Raw genomic sequence first — 20,915 nt, 5'->3', positions numbered from 1 at the left:
TTAAGGGCTGGACGCTAATAGCACTAAGGATTGTGCTGAAGTCAGCACTTTTAAGGTTTAAACCTGTTGATTTGATTGAGAAACGACACTGAGATTAGATAGGTTCAAAATCTCGCCCATTTCTTCTAGGGCACTCATTGGATACTGTTCTAAAAACTCGGCAAATGGCACGAGTTCGTAATCTGGTGTGATCACGTGCTGAATCTGATCTATGAGTTGTGATGCAATCACTAACCCCAACGGCTGTGCAAGATCGAACCAAGCCTTAAACAAAGATTTCTCCTGCTGTGCTTGGTGATTGTCACTCGGTTTCCAATTCGGGTCACGCAACGCCGCAACTAAAAAACCATTAGGATTCTGAATCGGATGAAGGGTTTGCTGTTCTTGCAACGATGCGATCGCACGTTGTAAGTCGGACGGAGTTGCAGCGGAGATCGCCTTTTCTATCGTGCGATTCCAAGTAATTCCCAGAGATTGTAGTTGATGCTGAATGCCCTCGAACGACAGAGTTGGATTGTTCGAGGGCAGATCGGATCGGTTGGCAGTCGCCCTGTATGCCTTGCGAGGAGCAACGTTCTTGTTTGTTTCCAATTGAGTGTTGAGCCGCTGATTCTCCGTTGCCAACGCCTGAATTTGGCGTTCGAGTTCTGGAATTTGCAAACTTTGTCCGGTCACCACTTCGATGTGATGGCGCAATCCTTGAATTTCCGCTTCCAACCGTCGAATCCGTTGTTTTAAGGTTTGGATCAATGCCGTTTTCGAGTCCTCCGTTGCCCCTTTTTTGGGTGCGGGGCTTGCTTTAGATCGTCCCTGCTGCTGATCACGAAGTTGCTCAATGCGGGTTCTTAGTCCTGGCTTGCATGTTTCTGGATCATCCAACTGTCCATATAGCCAAGATTTAGAAATGCCGCCAACTTCCGCAACCGATTCAAAGTGAATCGTTCACAAGAAAGAGGAGTTTGAACTCGACTGAAGCAACCCGATTGATTTCTACAGGCTGTGTTTTGCCTTTGGGGTGTTAGTATCGAGCGTTTATCTAATGAAGCAAATCCTCGATCTTAGCTGTGTGTCAAACTTGGCAGTTTTAAACGGATCATGCACACTCAGCTTATCAGTACATGAAGTGGAGTGCTGCTTTATGTTTCTGCCCTTGCTTCTGCTGCGAAGCGCTCCCAGTGTTCTAGGATGAGTGCAGCTAGCGGTTTGTTCATGATTCTGATTAAATTGCTGGCATTAACCTACAGCTCGGCTTTTAGAGTGGCATGATTGCCGTATTCATCCGAGTTTCGTCTTGGATAAAGCGATGGTTATCATCGTAAAAGCAACGCAGTTCCTCATTCAAAGTCAGAATAAAGGAAAAGCAGTTGCTTGTCTGGTTCCTGATACAAAGAAAATAGATTCAGATGTTGCAAACCTCGTATGACCAGATAGTTGAACGTGAATTGAGCCAAGTCCGCCTTAGTAAAGCGCTTTCTGATGATGACTGGCAACTGCTTAACCAATGGACGCGCTATCTAGCGATGCTAAACGTTCCGACTCCTCGTTGGCGAATTGTTCGATGGTTTTGCAATTATTTTAATTTGGTTGAGCAGTGGTATCGTTGGGAGCAGGCAGGCAGGCTCGCTAGTGCGATGCAACAACTACCTCAGGACCTATTTGAGTTGGCGTGGGAGATTGTCTGTAAGGCAAATCAAGAATAATCGAAGCGATCAAGGATTAACGCTTTAAACGATCGCTTCGATTACGGATTTAACAGCCTCAGCTTAAAGTGATCAGTAAACATTGATAGACAGAATCTCATACCCATTCCAGCAGGCAATTTTGCTCTACGCAATATTCCATTAAGACTGCTAGTTCAATAGCCTGTGGTTTGATTGCGGGTTGACATCGCTCGGCTAACTTTCGAATTCTTCTTGCTACGATTCGAGACTGGTTCGGGGTCAGGCGGCCTTCTTCTCGTTCGATCAGGTAGAGGGGGTTGCATAAAGACCACAACCAATATTGCTGAGTTTCAAGGATTAACTCTGTCATCAAACTTGAAAACTCGTAGTATGAATATTTCACCTCTACGGCTTCGTCGTTGCTGAAAAATGAAATTCCCATGCTTCATAGTTTCTCCGTGACACCCGAATGACTTGCAGCTAATGCTACTCCACCAACAGCACGGTGCATAAACAGCACAGCAGCGACAAAACTTGTGATCCTAAGGATCGGATTGCTGTGCTGTTTGCTATCAACAAATCTTCACGTCTAAAGAGGCGCTACCATACAGGATTGTACCCATCCCAGATCAAAGTGTTAGAAAGCTGCTTGGAAAATCTCAATCGACTGTATGAGTCGTCTGTGACAGTTTGTGTGATAAATATGGGTTCTTTGCAGCCCCGATAGCGCCAGTAAACGCCAAACGCAAAAGATTTGAGTTCTCGTTTAAGTTGGTTTTTGCTCAAGTGCCACTTAGTCTTTTGGCGGCATCCGTTGTCATCATAAAAAACAACGGCTAAGTGGTGATAGGATCTGTGTTGCGCTTTAGTGCGGTTTCTCTCCATTCGCTTGTCCGATAAATTTCATTTTCTTTGTATTGGAAGATGCGTTCAAACTGGGATCGGTGGCGAGAGCCGTGGCAATTTGTACTCGTTGACAATCCCGGTAGATATCCCAAATGCTTCTAGCTACCCGGATTGTCAACGAGCGCTGTTTGAACTTCGGTGTTCGTGATTTAGAAGGCTTGATTCGAGCAATTCGACCGTTGAGCGATCGACAATCATGTCCATCAGGGTCGGAGTCTGGCGTAATAACGCTCCAGAGAGATCTTGGTGTAGATGGAGCGTTTCTTATCGCGATTGTCTGTTGAATTTAATCAGATTGAAATTGTGAGAACCCGAACACCGGAAACGCCTTTGACATTTCCGGCGTTCAGATTGTTAGAAGATTTGAATGACCCGAATGGTTCCATCAAGTCTCTGAAGCTGTTTGGACACCATTACCGCTTCTGCTTGATTGAAGCCGATATTTGTTCCGGTGACCAATACGCCCAAAACTTTTGTGCCGGGCAAAGCGCAGTACTCAATTGTGATATTTTGTGTTGCAGCTCCAGTGAGGATATTTCCAGCGCTGCTTGTACTGGCTTCTGGCTTTTGGGGGTTTGTGTTGATTGGAGTCACGAAGACGTGACTGCCGCGCTTCAACTGGCAAACGGGTTCGGTGGGTTTGGCTTGAGTGATAAGGATTCCGAGTCCAGCGATTGTCGCGATCCCAATGCCAGCGAGAAGAGTCTTACGAGTTTTAATTCTGTTCATGGTGCTTTCAAGCTACAGCTATTTCAAATTTTGCGGCAGCAGAGGGATTTAGAGGCTTTGGTTCTGGGCTTGAACCTGGTTGCGGTGATCTTGAATCAGTTTAAGTTTAAGTTCTTCAGGTGTGATTCAGCAATTGTTGTGGGTGAGTTGCGATTCTTTTCATGATTTCATGCCTCTACAGCTTGTGAGTATGGCTTAACTCTGAGGGTGAAATTGAACGACCAGGATCTGAGCAGATCCTGGTCGTTCCGCTAGCAGAGGAGCAGGCAGACGGGAGCGAGTTCCCCGTCGACCAGGCGATGTGCGTGCGGCGGAGCTACAATGTTTGCTTCAATGAGTGCTTCGAGTAGTCCTGTGTTTTCGCGCATGGATTTGATTAGTACTTCTTGGGGCTGTGGCATCACGGGATGACCGTAGGTGGCAGTTGCCATTGGTCCCTCGTCACACCAAAGCTGTAGCTTGGAGACGACACCGGGATGTTGGACAACTTCGGTGGCGATGATCCAGCAGTCGTAGCCACCGAAGTGAACAGTTAGCGGCAGTTTGCGATCGTTAAACGTAAATTTGGATTTGCGAGCCATAAGGGGTTTCTCCAATTCATCACGTCGGTCGCAGCAGTTGCTGTGTTTGAATCCATGTTCGTGTAGTTACCCAAACAGGACGAAGCGCAGTCTATAGTCTGATATTGGTAAGGTCTTTTCTCGATTGTGTGACTTGATAGTAGTAAAGGCGTGGGTGGGTGGGTGAATTGAAAAGGATCTTATTCAAGACCACCAGTTCTTGCTTTTAGCATAATTTTCAACTTATTGTTGAGTCACGGGTTGATTGAACTCAACTTGGCGGTTAAGCCACTTTTTTCCTGATATTCTGGAGTTCCGCAACTCTTCCAAAGAACACTCGGAGCTGTTTCTAAGGATGTTCCGAACCAACGTTGCCTTGTCTGATTTCATTCAGTTTGGCAAGCTTGATGAAGCTTCTCAAGGTAACGAGATTGATTGCCATGTTAACTGATTTCTTCGTCGAAGCCATCAACCTCTGTATCTGCAAGACCGATCACAATTGCGATCAGTCTTGAAGATGTAGCTATGGCAAGGTAAGTAATTCTGCCACAGTCCGCAGTCGATCTGCTCGATAAGATAACCCATCAATGTGGATGATGTTGGACCCAATGTAGCCGTAGCGCTGTGCCCAATCGAGAACCTGTCGATCAAGTGCATCAGCATGACAATGCAATTGCAGAATAATAAAAGACATCATGAGCAACTATCCAAATTCGCCACCCCACGGACAACGGTAGTTGTATTGTTCGTTTTAGTTGTGGTACGTTAACGATTCTAGTTTTGCTCATGATGTTTGTAACTAAAAAGGTTGCTTATTCAAAAAAAATGTACCTGAAGTTGACTTCAGGTACAGATCTGCAGAACAGTGTTGTCGCTCTTGTGTTAACCTCGATAAGCAATGCCTGTAAAGGCATACTGCTCAAAGTCTGAGCGCACCCGATAGGCAATTTTCCGTAGCGTGATCAATTGTCCGCAACTTAAGTAGACCTCTAAATTGCTGCTAAACTGCTTAGCTGGCAACAGATCGATCCGCATTGCTGGAATCATCGGTAAGCCTGGCAGTTCTGGAACTCCCAGAGGATAGATCAATGAGGAGATCCAAACCTCTGGCGGCAGGCTTTGCCACCAAGCAAAGCGTTGAGGGCACAAGCTTCGAGCGGTTTCATGTAGGGTCGCGACTTCGCTCCAGCAGAGAATCTCACTTCGTGCATCGAACCCTAATTTTGCAATGTAGGGAGCATGCAGAAATGGAGATTTTACTGGCGTATCCAGCAAAGAGAGGCGCACTGCCATGTCGTATCCTTTTTTCCTAAATAGGAAGGTAGTTAGGTCATTTCTATCACAGCGGTCGCTGTTGCTTTTTGCTTCTTGTGTTTTTTGGTTTACTGTTAGCTACAAGTCTCTTACACTCTAATTGCTAAAAGTGGATATCCAACTAAGCCTTCTCCTATACTAGGAAAAGCTCAGAATTAACCGGAAACTCTATCCCCGTCTAGATTCATTCTGAATCTGCAACCTCTTTAATCACGGATAAACCGAGAAATTCTAATGCTAGAAACTACTGCAATTCGTCTTGCTCAGATAACGAAAGTTGCCGTGCGCGATTTTGCCACCTATGATTTTGGACGTGAACAAGAGTCGTCAGCGAGATCTGCGATCGTAGCGAAATCACAATCGCGAGTGATGCTCCGAAAGCTTCGTTCAGAACTAAGCTCGGGTGTGATTGCTTTTCTTGGCACGACACATCTTCCTCAAAAACCAAAACGAAAGATTTTTCAGGAATTAGTCGTGGCACCAGGAGTCGATCAGTTTGACTGTTTGCGAGTTGCAAAATCAGATGCGATCAACTTCGGGATGCGAACCGATGACCTGATCGCTCGACTAATGCGATACCACAGTGATTATGGAATTGATATTTTTCATGCTGAGAGTGATGCGGTGTCGTTTCGCTTGTTGACGTTGCCGTCGCCCTTAACTGCATTCTGTTGCGACTTGTGGGAATTCTGTCCGCAAGGGTGGGAAAAGACAGATAAAGCACTCTCTGACCTAGCAAATCGGATTGAACAGAATCAAGACATCGAGTTGTGGTGGGATTAGAGGCATAAACGTGATGCTCTGACTTGAGTTTGTCTATGAGTGCCTAAAAACTCAAGTCAGAGCATCATCAGGAAGAATTACAGGGTTTGTTCTTCTTCGGCTCGATCCATTTGGTTGATCAAAGCTTGCTGAAGTTTTAAGCGAAAGTTCACGTTTGGGACAAGTCCTAATTCAACTAACTGTTTGCCTGTTAACCAGGGTGTTTCATCGAGTCTGGGATGGTTGCACAATGGATGCTGAATCTGCCAAAATCGATCTCCCTCAGCTAAACTGATGCGTTTGAGCTGGTCTTTTAGGAGTCGTACCTGCGAGAGCCTCGTTGCGGCGGGCAACGCATCTCGAATAGCAATCAAGTCCTGAATGCCTTCTTTAATCCGATTCGGTAGCTTCCACTTCTTACAGAACTCGCAGATCGATAACTCTGGCTCCGCAAGAAAAAGAGTGAGCCACCAGTCTGTAGCTGTCTGAGCGTTTGTTCGAGGCAGTTTGCCAGAAACAAGTTGATTTAACAGCTCAAGCTGCTCAAGTTGTTCGAGAAATGCTTGACTTGCTCCTGCTTCAAACGCTTTTTCAAATTCAGATCGAATTCGTTCCCAAGATAGCTGTTTAGTAATGCAATCTGCAAATTGTTTGCACGTTGCTGCAGTGCTAGCTTCAATCTTGAAATCAAAGCGTGAAGCGAAACGAGCGGCGCGAATTAACCGTAAATAGTCTTCCTGAGCGCGTTCTATCGGGTTGCCCACGAAGCGAATGATTTTTTCAAGGATGTCGTCTTTTCCTTCATAGGGGTCGACCACCGCTTGCGTAGCTAAATTGATCGCGATCGCGTTGATGGTAAAATCCCGTCGACTTAGATCGTCCTCGATCGTATTCGCCCATTCGACTTGAGCGTATCTGCCATCGCACTGACGATCTGCACGAAACGTTGTAATTTCGATTTTCAACTGTTGCCAGATTAAGGTGATTGTGCCGTGTTCTAGTCCTGTTGGAATCGATTTAATCCCCATCATTTGTGCCCAAATCAGAACAGAGAAAGGACGCAATTCTGAAGCGCAGTCCCAATCGCTAGGTTGATTTCCTCTAAGCAAGTCGCGGACTGCTCCACCAACAAGAAAAAGCGAGCATGGAAAAATTTCAGCAAGAGCACGAATTCGGGGATCGATTTGCATAATGGTCTCCCATAGTAATTTTGAGTGCTTTTGCAAAACTGCAGTCGCAGTGATGCTGGTTGAAAGCTGAGGAGGGTTTATTGCTTTATAAGTTTGGCTTTGAGCTTGAAAGAGATTGAGGAGTAAGAAAGAAAACAGGAGACAATTTCTCTACTGATCTACCAGTGGAAATCGAGTAGGCTTTGAGAACTCTAGACAGTCGGATGTGTGGTTTCACCACAGGTGTAGTTTCCCAATTGATATCCAAGGTGTTCGGAATGTCGGTCAAGTTCCTTTGGCGAAAGGGAAAATTATTTCTACTCTTCCTGTCTCAATTTGATTGTTGTGAATTGGTTCTGTCTGGATCGTTCCATCTGAATCAGTGTATTCGATTCGGATTGGGTTAACGATAGATGTATTTTTTATAACTGTTCCACATAGAAAATATTGGTGTTCTCCTGGATTCTGAGGATATCGAAACAGCACTGTTTTTCCGATTAACTGTTCTAACTCCGTGAGTGTTTGCAGATATTTTCCGTTGACAGTGATTGTATGCATATTCCTTTGTATGAGTATTTTTTGTGTTTAGTCGAGCGTTTCCTTGTACACACAAAACCTCTGATTATCAGCACTGACAGGAGGCAAATTTCCCCATTCCCAAACGGTGACCCAGTTCTCTTGATGTTCTGTGCCTTGATTCTCTTCGATTTTAAAAGTCGCTAAGTCCAGAGCAACAATTGATTGTAATCGTTCGGCAACTGCAAACGCGATCGGGAGCGTTGTGGCATTTCCCAAGAATTGAGCCACGATCAAGTTTCCTTGGGAATCGTAGTACTGGGCAAGATATTTTGATCTCATCGATGAATTTAGGGTAAATGATCTCACTATGATATAGCTGTACTATATTGCCGCAACCCTAACCAGAGAATAAAATCTTCAAATGAGACAATCCAACTGAGTGATTAAACGATTGTAGCGAACGTGAATTTTACTCAGTTAAGTTAACAGATCTCAGTCTAGTTATTGCTACGCCGACTTTATGCGCTCTGCGGTTTGTGCAGCAACTCTTGCTAAATCATCAAGTGAGCATTCCAGTAGGACACAGAGGGATTGGGTTTGTTGCGGCATGAGTTTTGGAATACCTGAACTGTTTTCCCAGTTGCTAATTGTTTGTGACTTTACTCCTAGTGCCTCTGCCAAGTCATCCTGTGTCAAATCTTTACGGCGACGGTTCAAGTACAACCATTCTCCAAACGTTAAATTTGTCGAACTGATCAATGATTCCATAAGGAGTACAAGAACGCTAGTGTTTAGGATACATGAAATCCCCCGAATTTGGCTGAGTTCTTTGCGATTTTCCGTTTGGGATTTAATGATCCACTTGATTATTCCAAGAAATTTGATTTTTTAAACTCTCTTGGTGGATCATTAAGTCTTACAAGTAGACAGGATTGTTTATTTCTGAGACTCAAGGCGAGACCCATAAGACTCACGTAAGGTCTAGAACTGAGTCTAGACCTACTGGGATCTGTAGAGAGCTTTCAGCTGCTGCAAACGATTGAGGGCGGTGTGACATTCTTGCGGTGAGAGTGTACTTGGTACAAGATCTACCGGGAGCTGCGTAATTTCAATCACCCAATTAATTACGTACCCTTTGGCAACTCTTCGTGTGGAGGCATCAAGCCAAACTTGATGCGCGATCTCGGCTTGTGCGATTGTCCAATTAACAAATTTCCACGCGGCAATTCGATAAGCAATGTAATCCTCTTTCATAAGTGGTTGCTTGAGTATTCTGGTTTTCGATGGCGCAGTCGCGCATGAAACTGACTGACAGATCGAAGTCGAAGTTGGCAGAAAACTGCTAACTTTTGCTGTAGCCTTGATCGATACTGTTAGTGATTCCTCAACACTTCACTGTTGAGACAGAAGTTTTAGCTAGAAATCTACTCGGATTGAAATACTGTGTTAAACACCATCTTCGGTCTAATCATGGTGGCTGTGATTTTGCTGCATATTGCAGCTTTACGATCGCACTCTTGGCGCAATCGTCAGCAATCAATTTGGCTTCAGCAAGAAGCTGAATTGATTCACAACGATCTACTACAACGATTATTTGTCATTCGGAGATCCCTTGAAATGCTAGAGTCTGAATCAGTTTCGCATAGCATTTCACAGGTTGACCAAATTTATCACTTGCTGTTTGAATTAAGCGATCGACTGTCTGTTGTTCATTTTGACAATGAAGAATAATCTCAGTATTATTCTTCATTGCTAGACTCTAGATATTCGGCAGGGTTGCGTTTGGATAAACGCTATCATTACTCCAGAGAGTGCGTCCTACATTACCTGACTGGTAAGGAGTCAGATATGCTGGCTCGTACCCATATTTAACTGGAGTTACGCCATTTGTTCTCCAGAATGAATACGTTACTCCATCTTCACCTAGTATTGTTACATCACCGAGTTCAAGTTGATCAAACTGCTGAACGACACCCGCAATGTACACCCAATTTTCTGTCAAATGTCTCCGGACAAGATGCCGATAGTGTCCTGGTCGTTGGATTGAAACTTGCATTGAGACGGTTAGCGATGACAGAAATTCAGTGAGCTGATCGAAAGTTAATGGTTGAATACACATTTAAGCAGTACCTTCATATACAGGCTGCTCGTCGCAACCTAGACTTTTTGAGACTACTGTTTCAACAAGACCAGTATTGAAAATCTCAATAGGATCGCCCAGTTTCAGGAGGTTTGAGTCGACAGCCAGGCGATATTCCTTATCATCATTGTGTCTCTACCATCCTCAGGATAGTAGAGACACAATGATGTCAATCAGCGAGTAATGCTACGATCTCTGCTGAATTATTCTCCAAAACGACGCTATTTTGCAGCAAGCTGGGATGCGATTGATAAAATTGCTTGGCGGCAGCAAGGATTTTTGGATCGATCATAGACTCAGGAATAACCGTCAAAGATTTTCGGTTACAGACGTTTTGCTCGATTTTGCCTTGCACATAGCGATTGTCAGCAAATCCGTTATGAGTGAGCGAGTCAAACACAACGGTCTCGCCTTGAAATGCTCGCTCACTTAATACCTGCTCGACCAAAGCTAGATAGTTAATTGGAGATTCGTAAGATTTTGCAATAACTAGGACTGTTGTCCCAATTACCTGAAGGTCAAAGAGTTTTGACGGTTCCACCATTGATGTTGCCTCCCAGCTAGACTTTTATGCGTCTAAGTAACAACGGACGTTGTTCAAATTTCTTACTTTGAACTGTTTAATCAACGTAACTCTGTGTAGATAGGATTCAGGCTTTGGTGAGGGCAGAAGTTCAAGCACAAAATAGCCCCGGACGCTTCAAAAAACTTCTGGGGCTATCGATTCTTAGAAGAAGTAAACTTCACCAGATTCATCAACGAGAATCGAAAACGTTTCGTCAAGGGATTCTGCAAATGTCACTGCTCCCCATCCACAAGCGTGAACTAAGTACTTCTCTTCAACAAAGGTGAACGGTTCAAAATTCACCGTGAAGAATGTGTGTAGCCATCCAATATGGTTGGCGACCCACACTGGTTGAATATACTGATTAAGACGATGTAGCATATTTCTACCTCGATCAAAGGTTGTCTCTATCGTTGCAGTTGCAACCTTCAACTGCCTCAGTTTAGTGAGCCAACTACTGGGATAGAGTTTCTGACCCTTGATATCATCGCTATCCTTCAAGTTCATGCAATAGATATTGTAGATCTAACCAGATTTCGTCCACTTTTTGTCTTTTTGCTTTGGCTTCAAATACAAATTCCAATTTCCAGTTTCCGATACAGTAATTTTGATCTTTTGCGTTAAAGGTTACCTTTGGATGCTCGTTTAGCTTCTTAATCAAAGATACCCAATCATTTAACGTCGCGTTCCAGACAAATTGATGAATAATAGAGTCCGTTGACCGTTTGGTCTTTAGCCGAATTACACCTTGTTCGCTCATTGTTCTTCCTTCTTGGTTCCAAATCATTAATCTTGGGAAATTGCCTTGCAGGCTAGATCCCTACACTACTGTTCCAGATCGAGTCACCCAGCCGTAAAAGTTCTGAATCTCCACTCAGAATGGAAGATATTACCGCTTAAACTGCATTACAACTGTTTCTAGTGCTCGGCGGAACTTAACCCAGCATTGTAAAAACCAAGCTAGTCCAGATTCAGATGGGACTGTGTCTTGAGCAAGTGTTAGAATGACTTTTGCTGTGGCAGTGCGACTGTATCCTTGTAGCGCCCGGTTGATGTTTTGGGATCTTATCCTTGCGCCAATCAGGGAAAACCTCGTTCTATCGTCTGTTTGGGAGAATGCTTTTGCAGTCATCGGGCTGCACAATCCGTTTCCGACCGGCTTCGATTTTCACTATCGGTCCGTGAAATAAAGAGGTGGATAACTGACAACAACTGTCGTATGGCATGAACGGAACTACGATTCCCCGGCTGATCAACAATTTGCAAAACTCAAAATCAGATCGATGGGGCATGACTCGTCCGTAAGCTCCTCCCCACTTTGAGCCAAAGGGGATGCACTCGCGTCCATCAAAACTCGTATTCACTGAATAGCTGATGAATTGCATTTGAGAATCATCTGATGCTTGTTCAGCACAAGGTTGCTTGGAAGTCCAAACCAATCGATGAATAGAATTCATGCCACTTCTTCGGTCGTAATCCAAATATACATGAAAGCTGTTGTCGTATCCATCGATCCCGGTTAGTAGTGTTCTAGATCTTTGATCGTTCAGATCGCTCACAGTTACAATGGAAGGAATCGCAAATTCTAGTTGTTGATGTTCTTCTGGGGTCATCTTTATTCTCCAATTGTTTAAACTAGACTGGTATAGGATTGTGAACGTTTGATGTATCTCAATAAGTGTTCATGTTTAAAGTACTATTTTGAAAGCAGTAAGAGTACTCGAAAAGATCCCAAATGAGTTCTATAGATAGTTTTTTTGTCTTCTAGTGTTGCTGAGGCAAATAAACTCTTTAGCTTGAGACTAAGAACATTTGTCGCTTTGAGTTACTCTACGATCTCTACGATACATTGCCCAGAGTCAACAAACTTCTGGTATAGACCGATAACATCTTCGCAGGGATCTCCCGTACAAAACACGGGGTCATTTACCAGAGATAGCGATCTCACCTTATTTTCATCTACACCGTCCCATCGTAGTTCTCCAGTTATCCACCTTCCCCAATAGGGCTTAAACTTGGTGTCTTCAGAGTAAAGAGGGGCAGGAAAAAAGACCTTAAGGACTGTCCCCTTTGGTAGTTGGTGTAACTTGATTTTCATTTATTTACTTTATCCTTCTTGATAAGGTAGAACTGATATCAAAAGGCGAACGGACTTTCTTATTATATCCGTTGATCAGTTTTTACTTTGTAGGCGCGTTCTCAACGTTTTTAACTTGAGCTTATTGTCTGACTCCTTCATTCATTTTTTCTATACAAGTCGCGTTCACTTGAATGCGGTAATTACAGCGATGAGGTTTGATAGAAAAATAGCAATTGGGCAACCTCTCTGTTATTGGTCTAATGAGATTTCGCTGGAATGGAGAGAGTGAGATGCACGATAAACGGATTGATAAATCAAGTGAGAACTCGCAGGTTTTTCACCTTGAAGCGCATCAATTTCTGCAAGTTCTGAGATCGCTCTTGTTTCGCCAACTTTTTCAATATAAATTAGCAACTCAGACAGCCACTCTCGAATTCCAGCTTCGGTTTTTGGAATCGGCCGGTTTGTCCATTCTTGAATGTTCATTGAGGTTCTCTTATATTTCTTTGATAAAGCAAGTCGTGAAAGTGCATTAATTACGAGATTTTTCTTCGACACTTCATTGATAGTTCTGTAACCCGAACGTAGATTTGCCTGAAATCCGAGGAGGCTGTGCGCTACGCTAATTGTGATTGGTCACATTCCCCTTTATCGGAGCCATTATCTCCGTCTAACTGGTTCTCGCAAAAGCGACTTTGCCCGTTTTTTGCAACTTTCAAAGCGATGATAATAGGCTTTTGCTTGACAACACTCGTTGACTTTTGGCATTGCTTCTTTTTAGCTAACCGCGATCTCAATCAAAAAAATCCCTCGATAAGAGGGATCGCTTGACGAATTGAATGGCTTTGCCTGTGATTGCTATTGAGACTACAAGCTAATCTTCGGTTTTGTTCTAGCCGTTTGGTGTTAACTGCGGCGCGAACTGAATGTACAAGTTTGGGTCTGATAATTTTTATGATTCATGGCGATGAGCATCGTAGAAAACTTGCGGATCGAGTGGATCAATCCCTTCGCAGAACGACTCACACAGTTCTTTTAATATGTCGTGGACGTTGTCGTAGTTTCCTTGCTCCAAGTAATGAGAGGCGATCGCGATTCCCTCACGAATGTAGTCCTGACTGTTTTTGTCAAGTGTAGGTAGAACTAGATTATCTGTCGCCATCAGCCGCTTTACGATTGCGGGATTTCCAAGATTGGGGTTCATGGGTCTTTTTCCTGGTTCTTTATTTGCATCATAGTGTGATTTTTGCGGGGTATCGATCTTTTGATTGGCAAGACTGATGAAAAGCCCTTGGCACTCAGACTCACTGATTCATCTCGATTGTTCGTCTTCAATGGTTAAGCTGCTTTTCAAGTTCTTTCCACTGCTCGTCTTGTTGTTTTTCGAGCCACTGGTCTTCCTCCAACTTTCTCTCATCTTCTAGCCGCTGTTGCATGACAGCGACTCCGTCAGGAGAACGAAGAATTTGGCAAACTTTGATCCACTCTTTAGAATCATCAACAAGACTGACTCCAAATTCAAGTGCTGCAGGTAAGGGAGGCTGAAAAAACTCCTCTAAGTGCGATTGAAGAAATTGCTTTGATGCTGGAGATACGCTATATGTATCAAAAAATCTCAACAAAAAGCGCCAGAGTCCAGCCTCATAGCCGAATGGAAGCTCATCGATTTTTGAGATGTGTGGTAACATCCATTCTGCGATTTCCGCACACGCCTTGTCATTTAGTGCAAGATTGAGAAATCTCACGTTATTTTTGACTTCATCAATGAGGTTGTCCAAACGGAGGTAGTCAGGTATGTGATTCGTCATACTTCTAGATCCTTTGTCTCTCAGGTAAGGTTTGACGTTTGTTTCTGCAAGGGTGTGGCGGTCGCCATCCGAATGGGTTCACTTTCTTTTAGCAAACTTTTAGCAGAGGTGTCCCGATGTATTTTATCCCAACGGGTAATTCTTCAGAGTTTAATCGGTTGCCGCTTGCCATAGGTGTTGCCTTTAGTTTTTAGTACGAAGGCTCCGTATTCGCAAACCTCGCTGAAGGCGTAATGATGTCGCCAGCGAGAGGCTTTCCTTATTTCTGAGAGCATATAAAGATTAGAAAACTTGGCTTTCTAGTTTCATAATGCTTGTGATGTGCCAGAAAGATGAGAAACATTAGGGACGTTTCTCATCTTTCTGGCTACCAACTGAGTCGATCTACTTGACATTCGAGATTATTGTCTGTAGGCGTGATGAATCCTTGCAGAATCAGAATTTGTCTCGTCATCATGGGGTCGTTGGTCGCGTCTTGAAATGGACTGAGATCAGATTGAATCAAAAATTGAATTGTTGCAGCCGTAAGGGTATACCGAGGGTCAACACTATCGGAGATTGACCAATAGTTTTCGACATCGGGATGGCGTTCTCCCCAGGTTGTTCCTTGGGGTAACCCGATTAAGCGATCGCAGAAGTCAGCGTTTGAAGTTTCGATCCACAGAATTCGGCGACCTGGTGCGAATTCCATCTGACAAAGTGTTCTAATCTGTTCCGTCATACTCATTTTGAATCCCTCAACCTGCTTGATCTTTTCACCGGACGGTGACATTAGAGAAACCAGGTGTGCACTGTTGGAATGGAGCAGGCTTTCAGTATCAAATCTTGGTAGAGGGTACGAAGACCTGGTTTAGCAGATTGTTGACTGTTTGTGTTCAAGCGAGCTGCGCTTGAATCTCGTTCCAAGCTTTAGGACTCAATCTTGCAGCAGAATGCCGACACTGCATTAGCAAATTCTTCATCGGTTGAGAGTGACGAGCGGAAAAAGCGATGTCCTTCATCAACGCGTCAGACGACGGCAGCATTTCTGATAACAGAATGACCACGCGGTGCCATCGCAGATCTTGTGTTGCCAGTTGTATTAGTGTTGACTCAGTTCTGTCCGATTTGACCAAGCTGGCAGCAAAGTAGGTTGCTAGTCCGTCATTGTCAAACTCAATTTGATTTGGTGCAAAAACCTGTAGGATGCGTGTTTCTAGAATGAGCTTTAGAATCTCTTCTGCGCTAAGTTGGGGACTGTTGAGATTCTGAGCGAGTTCCACTTGGATAATTTCTAGAATTTGCTGTTGTGATAAAGCGTTTTCTAACTCTATGGTTTTCCAGCCGATTTGCTCTAACATTAAGTGAATCTGCGCTTTATTTCGAGTCAATTGACAGCAATTATCTAAAACTGTGCTGTAGCACTCGCGGTAGAGTTCAGAGGGACGATAGGGAAGCGTTTGCGTTGAGCAATAATACAGGCAAAGCCACTCTGTCATTAGTGGAGTGACAATCGTTTTGTTCAGCATCGTCTGGGATTGTGGTGCTTGCACTTGCTTCCAGCAGTCTGCTGCGATCTTGGGTTCTTTTTTGAAATAATCGAAAATTGCTTCACGGATTTGTGATTGAGAAATAGCCATTGCTCGATTCCCTTGTCGTTAAGAAAATTTGGAAATTATGATTTTGCTGTCGTTGATTACGCAAGTTGGTTTAGTTGGAGTGAGGCTCGCTGCCCAATTCATCGGAGACTTGCTTGAGGAGAAAATACTTGAAGCTGTGATAGCTTCCCACCTGTACTCCGATTTTGGCTGCCTCGGTGCCAGACTCAACGGGGAAAAAATTCGGCTTCCGGATGAATTCAGAGCGAACTGGAACTTCTTCTAGCGCTAGTTTAATTGGTTCAACCATCAACCTGCGCTCTTCTGAACTCGGATATTTCTGGTAGACGGCTGCAATTAACTGCTCAATTCGTGTTTTTGAGATTGGATTGAGTTGTTCGATGAACTGACCGTTGTTGATTTTCAAATCAATCCATCGATCGTCTGTTAGATAATCCAATGACTCATAGAATGCTTCTGGATTACTAATTTTTCTTCCAACGACTTCAGGGCTATAGTCGTAGTCCGTTCCTGGCATAAGCGTAATTCCTTTATTTGGATGTCAATGACGATCCTACTGCCACGATGGTTGAAAATGGGAGTTTTCGGCTACCAAGATTAGGTTTCACTTTAGTTTGAGGCGTGGATCTTCTACTTTTTGGAACTTCTTAACGAACCTGCTTTGTTTTAGCGGTTTTTTTAGTCCCCCTAAGGTTACAAGACCCAGGGGGAAGGATGTCTGATAACAAGATCTGATGATCTAATCGGCAAAAAGTCGTCTGCTTAGAGTGTCGGTTCTCACGCTTATGAAAATGCAGCCATTGTGCCAACGAGTATGGTGATTGCGATTGCATTGTAGATGCTGTGCAGTTTCGTACTTGCAAGCAAAGCTTCTTCGTGAGCTGCTTCGGAGCTGTAGGCATACTTCCGAATTGATCGATAGTAAGTCTGGCGATAGCGACACCCAAAGGCAAAGCCTGGAACCGCTAAAACAAAGCTGGCAATCAAGGGGACTCCCATAACCAGGTGAATTAGACCAAATACGAGGGAGTTTCGCGCAATGTTGGTCCACTCTAGGGTTCTAGAGCGAAAAATTTGCTCCTCCTGTTCGGCAAGAAATGGTAGTGCGAAGACCATAAACGCCCAAAGCACCAGCAGCAGTAGATTTTGCACCCAATTTGTCGAACTTTGCTTGATCGCCTGGAAGGGCTGCACTGCCAGGTTTGTGGATGAGTTAAACACAAAGCTAGTCCAGCCAAGTTTCATCCAGCCCGGTACAATAGCGTAGGCTACTACAGCAATTGTTAAGGTGAGAATGAGTAGTGTGATGGCTTGAATGTAAACTCGAATTCCACTTCGGAAGTACACACTGGAAATTAAGTTAAATCGACGGCGATTTTTCCAGACTTCCTGCAAAATTGAATCAATCATCCATACGGTTAAAACCGGAGAAATGCCCTGAGTAAGTGCAACTTTCCAGTCCTGGATTTGAACGTAAAAGCTGCTTATCAGCAGCACAGCAGCAATAGGATATCGCCACGCAAACAGATTTTCTAATGGGGTTTTTGACTTTGAGGATGACATAGGAGCTGTCGCTGATTAACGATGAGTAGCAACCAATTTAACTGTAAGAGTGAAACCCACCTCCGTCGCAATTATCAAAGACGGAAGTGGGTTTTAGGGATGGTACGTTGCGGTTGTCTTGTTCTCGAAGGGGTTGTAGTTTTCCTGTACCTAGAGCAAGATAATGAGTTCGTCACTGTCCGTTTACGTGTAGAACTAGCTGATCTAGTCTCGTTTCTCGCATAAAGCGATTGCCGTACTCTTTGTCAATCATTGCTAAAAATGTGTTCCAGTCGCTGTCAAACAGGATAACTGTTTCCTTGTCATCAGAGGTTCGCTCAATGGTAGTGCTATTTAGGAAAGGCTAGAGGAAATAGCGCAGCTAGTACTTAGCTTAAGACTCAAGGTTGCATTGTAGTGGTGGACAAAGTTCCAAATTGCAGCGATATGATTGTCCAGTTTCTTCGAGAACGCTAAATTCTTTCGGACTAAGCGAGACACTCGCTGTCGTAAGGTGCAGTTGAAGCGCTCAATGTAACTCGTGAGTCCACTCGTTTTGTCTACGGGACGATGACGTGAACTCGGCAGGGCTGCGGGATAAGCACTCCAATGGTCGGTGTAGATTACGGCACATTGGCGATAGACAGCAGGCAACGACTGCCATAGTGCCCTTGCGGATGCACTACTGCGATCTCCAACGTACAAACCGACGATCTCACGAGTCGTTGCATCTAAGGCAAGCCAGACCCATTGCTCATTCCCTTTGTTATCGACAAATGACCACAACTCATCCATCTGAACGCTCAGACGCTTTTTTGGCTTGGCACTCACCTCCACCTGTTGCTTGACTTGATTGGTTTTGCTGTTCACGTAGCGTTGAATGCAATCTTCTGAGCGTTGTAGCACTCGTGCAATCCCAGCTAAGGAGATTCGTTCTAGCAGCATTCGGTCAATCAATCCTTGTTGCTCTTCACTTAATGCCTGCCATTGCGGGTCAAGCACAAACTGCCGTCCACAGTCTCGACATTTATAGTTCTGCTTACCATGTCGAGTATGACCATTGCAGCTTACTGCTTCCGATCTACAACTTGGACAAGGATGAAGTTTTTCCATAATCGAGGGTGTTCTGAACATCCTTTATCATTCTAATCTTCATCCTTTCCTTCAGGGCGCTACCCGCTCAATTAGGTGAAACACTGCCGAAATCGACTCGTTCGCATACATCTTTTCGTATCCGGGCTTGTAGCGAATTTGGTCGTCTCTGAGGTTGATGCCGAGAACGATCGACAGGTTCCGGGGGTTGAGTTTTTCGTTTGCGGTTTCTAAGAGGGTTGCCATACGCTTAACTCCTTGCTGAACTTTCACTCCTGATACCGCAGAAGCGGTCTGATCTGCCGTAATGGGGCTGCAATGCAGGGTTCAGCTTTTCTTAGAGTTACGGCTGCAACCACTCTATTCGTTGTAGTTGAGACGGGTTGAATAAGTAGCCAGTCCCAAGATCAAAATTTCTGGTATTGGTCTGAACAACTAGCATCGGAGGTTCCTGTGTAGTAAATCCCACAATGGTTCCTATTCTTCCGCACAGTGGATCAGATGGGTCGGTGATTTTGACCTCTTGATCGAGAGAAAAGCAGTTAAGAACCATTTTCGTTTGTTCGCTTTGATCATTTGTGAGCACTCGAAGCACAGCGGCTACAGTGCCATAGGTTGTGGGAATGCCAGAACTCCACTTTCCGCTATAGTTTTTGGTAACTTTGCATAAAAGGCGCTGTCCGGCTTCAAGGTTGCAAAGTTTGAATAATTCATGCCCGATGTTGAAGTGTATGCCACTATCAGTATGAAAGTAGTGAGACGGGCTTTGATAGATGATTGTCCCGCTCAGTACGAATTGCGCGGTTTTAATTTCAAGCCAGTCTTTGGCTTGCTGCTGGTCTGAACCTGACCAGCCGTCTTCTCCATTGGCAATCGGGATAAGTTGTTCGATCGACAAATTTTTGATTCGGTTTATAGACATTCTGGGATAGGGTGAGATTTGCAGAATCAGTTTAACAGCAGCTTCTTCTATTTGAAGATGATGGATCAACGACGCTTTGACGTTGCATCTTGTGTGAACGAGCCTGCAATGTTGATGATGTGCCCGGTTACATCATCAACATTAGTGGATGGATTGGGTCTAAGAGGGTGTTTGAAAAGTCGGAGTTGGTCAAATTTTATGCCAATCGCCTGACCATGATCCGAATCATAGCTAAATAGATGAAGGTTTCAGAAGTTTCTGGAAGTAACTCATAGTCTCGAACTAAGCGCCGACAGTGCATCAGCCAGCCAAATGTTCGTTCCACCACCCACCGCTTTTTGAGTAGCACAAACCCTTTCGTCTGTTCGGGACGCAGCACGACTTGGACAATCCACCGACAGAAGCAGATCACCCACTGCATGAAGGGTTCACCATCAAAGCCGCCATCGACCCAGATTGTATGCAGGCGAGACACTGCTTTACCGCGTTGCTGCACTCGGTAAAGCACTTTCTTTCCTCCCTCGCGTTCCCCGGTACTCGCAGCAGTCACAAAGACGCGCAGGACTAACCCCAGCGTATCAACGGTGATAAACCGTTTCCGTCCTTTGATGATCTTGCCTGCATCGAAGCCAATCGCTTCATGCACTCCTGCTGCACTTTTCACCGATTGACTATCGACAACGGCTTCGGATGGACTCGGATATCGCCCTTGTTCAATCCGAGTGCAGCGATACAACCGATCATGTAGGCTCAGCCATGTGCCATCTTTGCGCCAGTTGCGAAAGTAAGTGTAGACCGTCTGCCATGCTGGAAAATCTCCGGGTAATGCTCGCCACCGCACGCCTTCAATCAAAATATAGAAAATGGCGTTCAAGACCTCCCACAAATCGACTTCTCGTGGGCGACCGCCTGATTTTGCTTCGGGCAATAGGTCGCGCAATAGCTCGTATTGAGCATGGGTGAGGTTGCTGGGATATGATTTACTCATGTGGCTCTCTCGGTGCTGTTTTGTTGATATTGACAGCGTATACCGGAGAGCTTTTTTACCACCTCAATTGTCTTTTAAAACATCCTCTAAGATTCAGTTACCGGTTCGCCTTTGTTCGCTTTTTGCCACAAATTCAGAAGTCGTCCGACTGCTTTGATATCTTCTTGCCCTTTGTCCACCGCTTGTCGTTGGGCAGCATTCATTCGATTGAACGGAAGATGTAGAGGAATCCCGATTGCCTCGTACACTTTAAACACAGGTTCTAAATAATCAAGAATTGTTTCTACTTCTGCTGGCGTGCTGTTGGGATTGATCATGCCGTTTGAAATTACAGCGAGTTCCACGATCGTGAAGCTCTCTGCGAGGTCTTTTCCTGATTCTGGTTTGCTGCCCTGGGCTATTTTTTGCAAAATTGCCTCAATCACAGCAAGTCTTGAATCTGACACTTGATTGAATACACTCATAGGGACTCCTAATCTGATGGGTGGGTACAGGGTCTGCTGCCATTATCTTGACAAACACAATTCAAAATTGTAAATTACCCCGATTCTGACTAGCGA

Annotated in this window: 30 protein-coding genes; 4 read left to right on the top strand and 26 right to left on the bottom strand. The window is 44.5% G+C overall.

Going from position 1 to position 20,915, the window contains the following annotated elements:
• Positions 1–57: 57 nt before the first annotated feature.
• Entirely contained in the window at positions 58–879 is an 822-nt protein-coding gene (locus ACQ4M5_RS22495) for a hypothetical protein (protein ID WP_430677913.1), read from the bottom strand.
• Between the two features lie 524 nt (positions 880–1,403).
• Between ACQ4M5_RS22495 and ACQ4M5_RS22490 the strand changes: the two genes are divergently transcribed.
• Positions 1,404–1,700 carry a hypothetical protein gene (locus tag ACQ4M5_RS22490; protein ID WP_430677911.1) on the top strand — a complete coding sequence of 99 codons (297 nt, stop codon included), beginning with the start codon at positions 1,404–1,406 and terminating at the stop codon, positions 1,698–1,700.
• Positions 1,701–1,797: 97 nt separating this feature from the next.
• On the opposite strand, the gene ACQ4M5_RS22485 is transcribed toward ACQ4M5_RS22490, so the two are convergent.
• Positions 1,798–2,103 (bottom strand): hypothetical protein, encoded by a 306-nt coding sequence (locus ACQ4M5_RS22485; protein WP_430677910.1) that lies wholly within the window; start codon positions 2,101–2,103, stop codon positions 1,798–1,800.
• A gap of 556 nt (positions 2,104–2,659) precedes the next feature.
• On the opposite strand from ACQ4M5_RS22485, the gene ACQ4M5_RS22480 reads away from it, so the two are divergent.
• On the top strand, positions 2,660–2,851 hold the full coding sequence (locus ACQ4M5_RS22480; protein ID WP_430677909.1) for a hypothetical protein: 192 nt from the start codon (positions 2,660–2,662) through the stop codon (positions 2,849–2,851).
• A 70-nt stretch (positions 2,852–2,921) separates the two neighbouring features.
• Here ACQ4M5_RS22480 and ACQ4M5_RS22475 read toward each other — a convergent pair whose 3' ends face one another.
• From ACQ4M5_RS22475 to ACQ4M5_RS22460, 4 genes are all read right to left on the bottom strand, one after another.
• Positions 2,922–3,296: a hypothetical protein gene (locus tag ACQ4M5_RS22475; protein ID WP_430677908.1), complete on the bottom strand. Its 375-nt coding sequence runs from the start codon at positions 3,294–3,296 to the stop codon at positions 2,922–2,924.
• Positions 3,297–3,547: 251 nt separating this feature from the next.
• Positions 3,548–3,877, bottom strand: a complete 330-nt coding sequence (locus ACQ4M5_RS22470; protein WP_430677907.1) for a hypothetical protein — start codon at positions 3,875–3,877, stop codon at positions 3,548–3,550.
• A 502-nt stretch (positions 3,878–4,379) separates the two neighbouring features.
• On the bottom strand, positions 4,380–4,553 hold the full coding sequence (locus ACQ4M5_RS22465) for a hypothetical protein (protein ID WP_430677906.1): 174 nt from the start codon (positions 4,551–4,553) through the stop codon (positions 4,380–4,382).
• A gap of 185 nt (positions 4,554–4,738) precedes the next feature.
• A complete protein-coding gene (locus ACQ4M5_RS22460; RefSeq protein ID WP_430677905.1) occupies positions 4,739–5,149 on the bottom strand; it encodes a hypothetical protein in 411 nt (136 codons plus the stop codon).
• 255 nt (positions 5,150–5,404) lie between these two features.
• On the opposite strand from ACQ4M5_RS22460, the gene ACQ4M5_RS22455 reads away from it, so the two are divergent.
• Positions 5,405–5,953: a DUF4253 domain-containing protein gene (locus ACQ4M5_RS22455; protein WP_430677904.1), complete on the top strand. Its 549-nt coding sequence runs from the start codon at positions 5,405–5,407 to the stop codon at positions 5,951–5,953.
• 77 nt (positions 5,954–6,030) lie between these two features.
• Here ACQ4M5_RS22455 and ACQ4M5_RS22450 read toward each other — a convergent pair whose 3' ends face one another.
• The 3 genes from ACQ4M5_RS22450 to ACQ4M5_RS22440 all read right to left on the bottom strand — a co-directional run bounded on the left by ACQ4M5_RS22450 (position 6,031) and on the right by ACQ4M5_RS22440 (position 8,388).
• The gene (locus tag ACQ4M5_RS22450; RefSeq protein ID WP_430677903.1) at positions 6,031–7,122 is read right to left on the bottom strand and encodes a CCA tRNA nucleotidyltransferase; all 1,092 of its coding nucleotides are present in this window, start codon (positions 7,120–7,122) and stop codon (positions 6,031–6,033) included.
• A 564-nt stretch (positions 7,123–7,686) separates the two neighbouring features.
• Positions 7,687–7,959 (bottom strand): hypothetical protein, encoded by a 273-nt coding sequence (locus ACQ4M5_RS22445; protein WP_430677902.1) that lies wholly within the window; start codon positions 7,957–7,959, stop codon positions 7,687–7,689.
• A gap of 168 nt (positions 7,960–8,127) precedes the next feature.
• Positions 8,128–8,388, bottom strand: coding sequence for a helix-turn-helix transcriptional regulator (locus ACQ4M5_RS22440; protein ID WP_430677901.1), 261 nt, complete (start codon positions 8,386–8,388; stop codon positions 8,128–8,130).
• A 675-nt stretch (positions 8,389–9,063) separates the two neighbouring features.
• Here ACQ4M5_RS22440 and ACQ4M5_RS22435 point away from each other — a divergent pair.
• The gene (locus ACQ4M5_RS22435) at positions 9,064–9,351 is read left to right on the top strand and encodes a hypothetical protein (protein WP_430677900.1); all 288 of its coding nucleotides are present in this window, start codon (positions 9,064–9,066) and stop codon (positions 9,349–9,351) included.
• A 28-nt stretch (positions 9,352–9,379) separates the two neighbouring features.
• On the opposite strand, the gene ACQ4M5_RS22430 is transcribed toward ACQ4M5_RS22435, so the two are convergent.
• The 17 genes from ACQ4M5_RS22430 to ACQ4M5_RS22350 all read right to left on the bottom strand — a co-directional run bounded on the left by ACQ4M5_RS22430 (position 9,380) and on the right by ACQ4M5_RS22350 (position 20,819).
• Positions 9,380–9,676, bottom strand: a complete 297-nt coding sequence (locus tag ACQ4M5_RS22430) for a hypothetical protein (RefSeq protein ID WP_430677899.1) — start codon at positions 9,674–9,676, stop codon at positions 9,380–9,382.
• A 253-nt stretch (positions 9,677–9,929) separates the two neighbouring features.
• Positions 9,930–10,304 carry a type II toxin-antitoxin system RnlB family antitoxin gene (locus ACQ4M5_RS22425; protein ID WP_430677898.1) on the bottom strand — a complete coding sequence of 125 codons (375 nt, stop codon included), beginning with the start codon at positions 10,302–10,304 and terminating at the stop codon, positions 9,930–9,932.
• Positions 10,305–10,487: 183 nt separating this feature from the next.
• Positions 10,488–10,706 (bottom strand): hypothetical protein, encoded by a 219-nt coding sequence (locus ACQ4M5_RS22420; protein ID WP_430677897.1) that lies wholly within the window; start codon positions 10,704–10,706, stop codon positions 10,488–10,490.
• Between the two features lie 109 nt (positions 10,707–10,815).
• Positions 10,816–11,085, bottom strand: coding sequence for a hypothetical protein (locus ACQ4M5_RS22415; protein WP_430677896.1), 270 nt, complete (start codon positions 11,083–11,085; stop codon positions 10,816–10,818).
• A 337-nt stretch (positions 11,086–11,422) separates the two neighbouring features.
• The gene (locus tag ACQ4M5_RS22410) at positions 11,423–11,938 is read right to left on the bottom strand and encodes a hypothetical protein (RefSeq protein ID WP_430677895.1); all 516 of its coding nucleotides are present in this window, start codon (positions 11,936–11,938) and stop codon (positions 11,423–11,425) included.
• Positions 11,939–12,654: 716 nt separating this feature from the next.
• Complete coding sequence (locus tag ACQ4M5_RS22405; protein WP_430677894.1) at positions 12,655–12,891, bottom strand: hypothetical protein; 237 nt, start codon at positions 12,889–12,891, stop codon at positions 12,655–12,657.
• A gap of 466 nt (positions 12,892–13,357) precedes the next feature.
• Positions 13,358–13,609, bottom strand: a complete 252-nt coding sequence (locus ACQ4M5_RS22400; protein ID WP_430677893.1) for a hypothetical protein — start codon at positions 13,607–13,609, stop codon at positions 13,358–13,360.
• A 127-nt stretch (positions 13,610–13,736) separates the two neighbouring features.
• Complete coding sequence (locus ACQ4M5_RS22395; RefSeq protein ID WP_430677892.1) at positions 13,737–14,213, bottom strand: hypothetical protein; 477 nt, start codon at positions 14,211–14,213, stop codon at positions 13,737–13,739.
• Between the two features lie 367 nt (positions 14,214–14,580).
• The gene (locus ACQ4M5_RS22390; RefSeq protein WP_430677891.1) at positions 14,581–14,940 is read right to left on the bottom strand and encodes a hypothetical protein; all 360 of its coding nucleotides are present in this window, start codon (positions 14,938–14,940) and stop codon (positions 14,581–14,583) included.
• Positions 14,941–15,088: 148 nt separating this feature from the next.
• On the bottom strand, positions 15,089–15,832 hold the full coding sequence (locus ACQ4M5_RS22385) for a hypothetical protein (RefSeq protein ID WP_430677890.1): 744 nt from the start codon (positions 15,830–15,832) through the stop codon (positions 15,089–15,091).
• Between the two features lie 70 nt (positions 15,833–15,902).
• The gene (locus ACQ4M5_RS22380) at positions 15,903–16,328 is read right to left on the bottom strand and encodes a hypothetical protein (RefSeq protein WP_430677889.1); all 426 of its coding nucleotides are present in this window, start codon (positions 16,326–16,328) and stop codon (positions 15,903–15,905) included.
• A gap of 266 nt (positions 16,329–16,594) precedes the next feature.
• Complete coding sequence (locus ACQ4M5_RS22375) at positions 16,595–17,374, bottom strand: hypothetical protein (RefSeq protein ID WP_430677888.1); 780 nt, start codon at positions 17,372–17,374, stop codon at positions 16,595–16,597.
• Positions 17,375–17,707: 333 nt separating this feature from the next.
• A complete protein-coding gene (locus ACQ4M5_RS22370; RefSeq protein WP_430674053.1) occupies positions 17,708–18,466 on the bottom strand; it encodes an IS1 family transposase in 759 nt (252 codons plus the stop codon).
• A gap of 51 nt (positions 18,467–18,517) precedes the next feature.
• A complete protein-coding gene (locus ACQ4M5_RS22365; protein WP_430677887.1) occupies positions 18,518–18,691 on the bottom strand; it encodes a hypothetical protein in 174 nt (57 codons plus the stop codon).
• A 97-nt stretch (positions 18,692–18,788) separates the two neighbouring features.
• The gene (locus tag ACQ4M5_RS22360) at positions 18,789–19,367 is read right to left on the bottom strand and encodes a hypothetical protein (protein ID WP_430677886.1); all 579 of its coding nucleotides are present in this window, start codon (positions 19,365–19,367) and stop codon (positions 18,789–18,791) included.
• A gap of 196 nt (positions 19,368–19,563) precedes the next feature.
• Positions 19,564–20,355 carry an IS5 family transposase gene (locus ACQ4M5_RS22355; RefSeq protein ID WP_430677885.1) on the bottom strand — a complete coding sequence of 264 codons (792 nt, stop codon included), beginning with the start codon at positions 20,353–20,355 and terminating at the stop codon, positions 19,564–19,566.
• Positions 20,356–20,441: 86 nt separating this feature from the next.
• Positions 20,442–20,819, bottom strand: a complete 378-nt coding sequence (locus ACQ4M5_RS22350) for a hypothetical protein (protein WP_430677884.1) — start codon at positions 20,817–20,819, stop codon at positions 20,442–20,444.
• Between the last annotated feature and the right edge of the window lie 96 nt (positions 20,820–20,915).

This window comes from Leptolyngbya sp. AN10 (genome assembly GCF_050565645.1).
Taxonomy (GTDB): Bacteria; Cyanobacteriota; Cyanobacteriia; order Leptolyngbyales; family Leptolyngbyaceae; genus Leptolyngbya.
Note: the sequence above shows the minus strand (reverse complement) of the source record. Positions and strands in the feature narration are given on the sequence as shown.

Bases quoted from the DNA above. Each gene is read 5' to 3' on its own strand.
- ACQ4M5_RS22490 (WP_430677911.1), top strand. From the start codon at position 1,404: ATGTTGCAAACCTCGTATGACCAGATAGTTGAACGTGAATTGAGCCAA.
- ACQ4M5_RS22485 (WP_430677910.1), bottom strand. From the start codon at position 2,103: ATGGGAATTTCATTTTTCAGCAACGACGAAGCCGTAGAGGTGAAATAT.
- ACQ4M5_RS22480 (WP_430677909.1), top strand. From the start codon at position 2,660: ATGCTTCTAGCTACCCGGATTGTCAACGAGCGCTGTTTGAACTTCGGT.
- ACQ4M5_RS22475 (WP_430677908.1), bottom strand. From the start codon at position 3,296: ATGAACAGAATTAAAACTCGTAAGACTCTTCTCGCTGGCATTGGGATC.
- ACQ4M5_RS22470 (WP_430677907.1), bottom strand. From the start codon at position 3,877: ATGGCTCGCAAATCCAAATTTACGTTTAACGATCGCAAACTGCCGCTA.
- ACQ4M5_RS22465 (WP_430677906.1), bottom strand. From the start codon at position 4,553: ATGATGTCTTTTATTATTCTGCAATTGCATTGTCATGCTGATGCACTT.
- ACQ4M5_RS22460 (WP_430677905.1), bottom strand. From the start codon at position 5,149: ATGGCAGTGCGCCTCTCTTTGCTGGATACGCCAGTAAAATCTCCATTT.
- ACQ4M5_RS22455 (WP_430677904.1), top strand. From the start codon at position 5,405: ATGCTAGAAACTACTGCAATTCGTCTTGCTCAGATAACGAAAGTTGCC.
- ACQ4M5_RS22450 (WP_430677903.1), bottom strand. From the start codon at position 7,122: ATGCAAATCGATCCCCGAATTCGTGCTCTTGCTGAAATTTTTCCATGC.
- ACQ4M5_RS22445 (WP_430677902.1), bottom strand. From the start codon at position 7,959: ATGAGATCAAAATATCTTGCCCAGTACTACGATTCCCAAGGAAACTTG.
- ACQ4M5_RS22440 (WP_430677901.1), bottom strand. From the start codon at position 8,388: ATGGAATCATTGATCAGTTCGACAAATTTAACGTTTGGAGAATGGTTG.
- ACQ4M5_RS22430 (WP_430677899.1), bottom strand. From the start codon at position 9,676: ATGCAAGTTTCAATCCAACGACCAGGACACTATCGGCATCTTGTCCGG.
- ACQ4M5_RS22425 (WP_430677898.1), bottom strand. From the start codon at position 10,304: ATGGTGGAACCGTCAAAACTCTTTGACCTTCAGGTAATTGGGACAACA.
- ACQ4M5_RS22420 (WP_430677897.1), bottom strand. From the start codon at position 10,706: ATGCTACATCGTCTTAATCAGTATATTCAACCAGTGTGGGTCGCCAAC.
- ACQ4M5_RS22415 (WP_430677896.1), bottom strand. From the start codon at position 11,085: ATGAGCGAACAAGGTGTAATTCGGCTAAAGACCAAACGGTCAACGGAC.
- ACQ4M5_RS22410 (WP_430677895.1), bottom strand. From the start codon at position 11,938: ATGACCCCAGAAGAACATCAACAACTAGAATTTGCGATTCCTTCCATT.
- ACQ4M5_RS22405 (WP_430677894.1), bottom strand. From the start codon at position 12,891: ATGAACATTCAAGAATGGACAAACCGGCCGATTCCAAAAACCGAAGCT.
- ACQ4M5_RS22400 (WP_430677893.1), bottom strand. From the start codon at position 13,609: ATGAACCCCAATCTTGGAAATCCCGCAATCGTAAAGCGGCTGATGGCG.
- ACQ4M5_RS22395 (WP_430677892.1), bottom strand. From the start codon at position 14,213: ATGACGAATCACATACCTGACTACCTCCGTTTGGACAACCTCATTGAT.
- ACQ4M5_RS22390 (WP_430677891.1), bottom strand. From the start codon at position 14,940: ATGAGTATGACGGAACAGATTAGAACACTTTGTCAGATGGAATTCGCA.
- ACQ4M5_RS22385 (WP_430677890.1), bottom strand. From the start codon at position 15,832: ATGGCTATTTCTCAATCACAAATCCGTGAAGCAATTTTCGATTATTTC.
- ACQ4M5_RS22380 (WP_430677889.1), bottom strand. From the start codon at position 16,328: ATGCCAGGAACGGACTACGACTATAGCCCTGAAGTCGTTGGAAGAAAA.
- ACQ4M5_RS22375 (WP_430677888.1), bottom strand. From the start codon at position 17,374: ATGTCATCCTCAAAGTCAAAAACCCCATTAGAAAATCTGTTTGCGTGG.
- ACQ4M5_RS22370 (WP_430674053.1), bottom strand. From the start codon at position 18,466: ATGGAAAAACTTCATCCTTGTCCAAGTTGTAGATCGGAAGCAGTAAGC.
- ACQ4M5_RS22365 (WP_430677887.1), bottom strand. From the start codon at position 18,691: ATGGCAACCCTCTTAGAAACCGCAAACGAAAAACTCAACCCCCGGAAC.
- ACQ4M5_RS22360 (WP_430677886.1), bottom strand. From the start codon at position 19,367: ATGTCTATAAACCGAATCAAAAATTTGTCGATCGAACAACTTATCCCG.
- ACQ4M5_RS22355 (WP_430677885.1), bottom strand. From the start codon at position 20,355: ATGAGTAAATCATATCCCAGCAACCTCACCCATGCTCAATACGAGCTA.
- ACQ4M5_RS22350 (WP_430677884.1), bottom strand. From the start codon at position 20,819: ATGAGTGTATTCAATCAAGTGTCAGATTCAAGACTTGCTGTGATTGAG.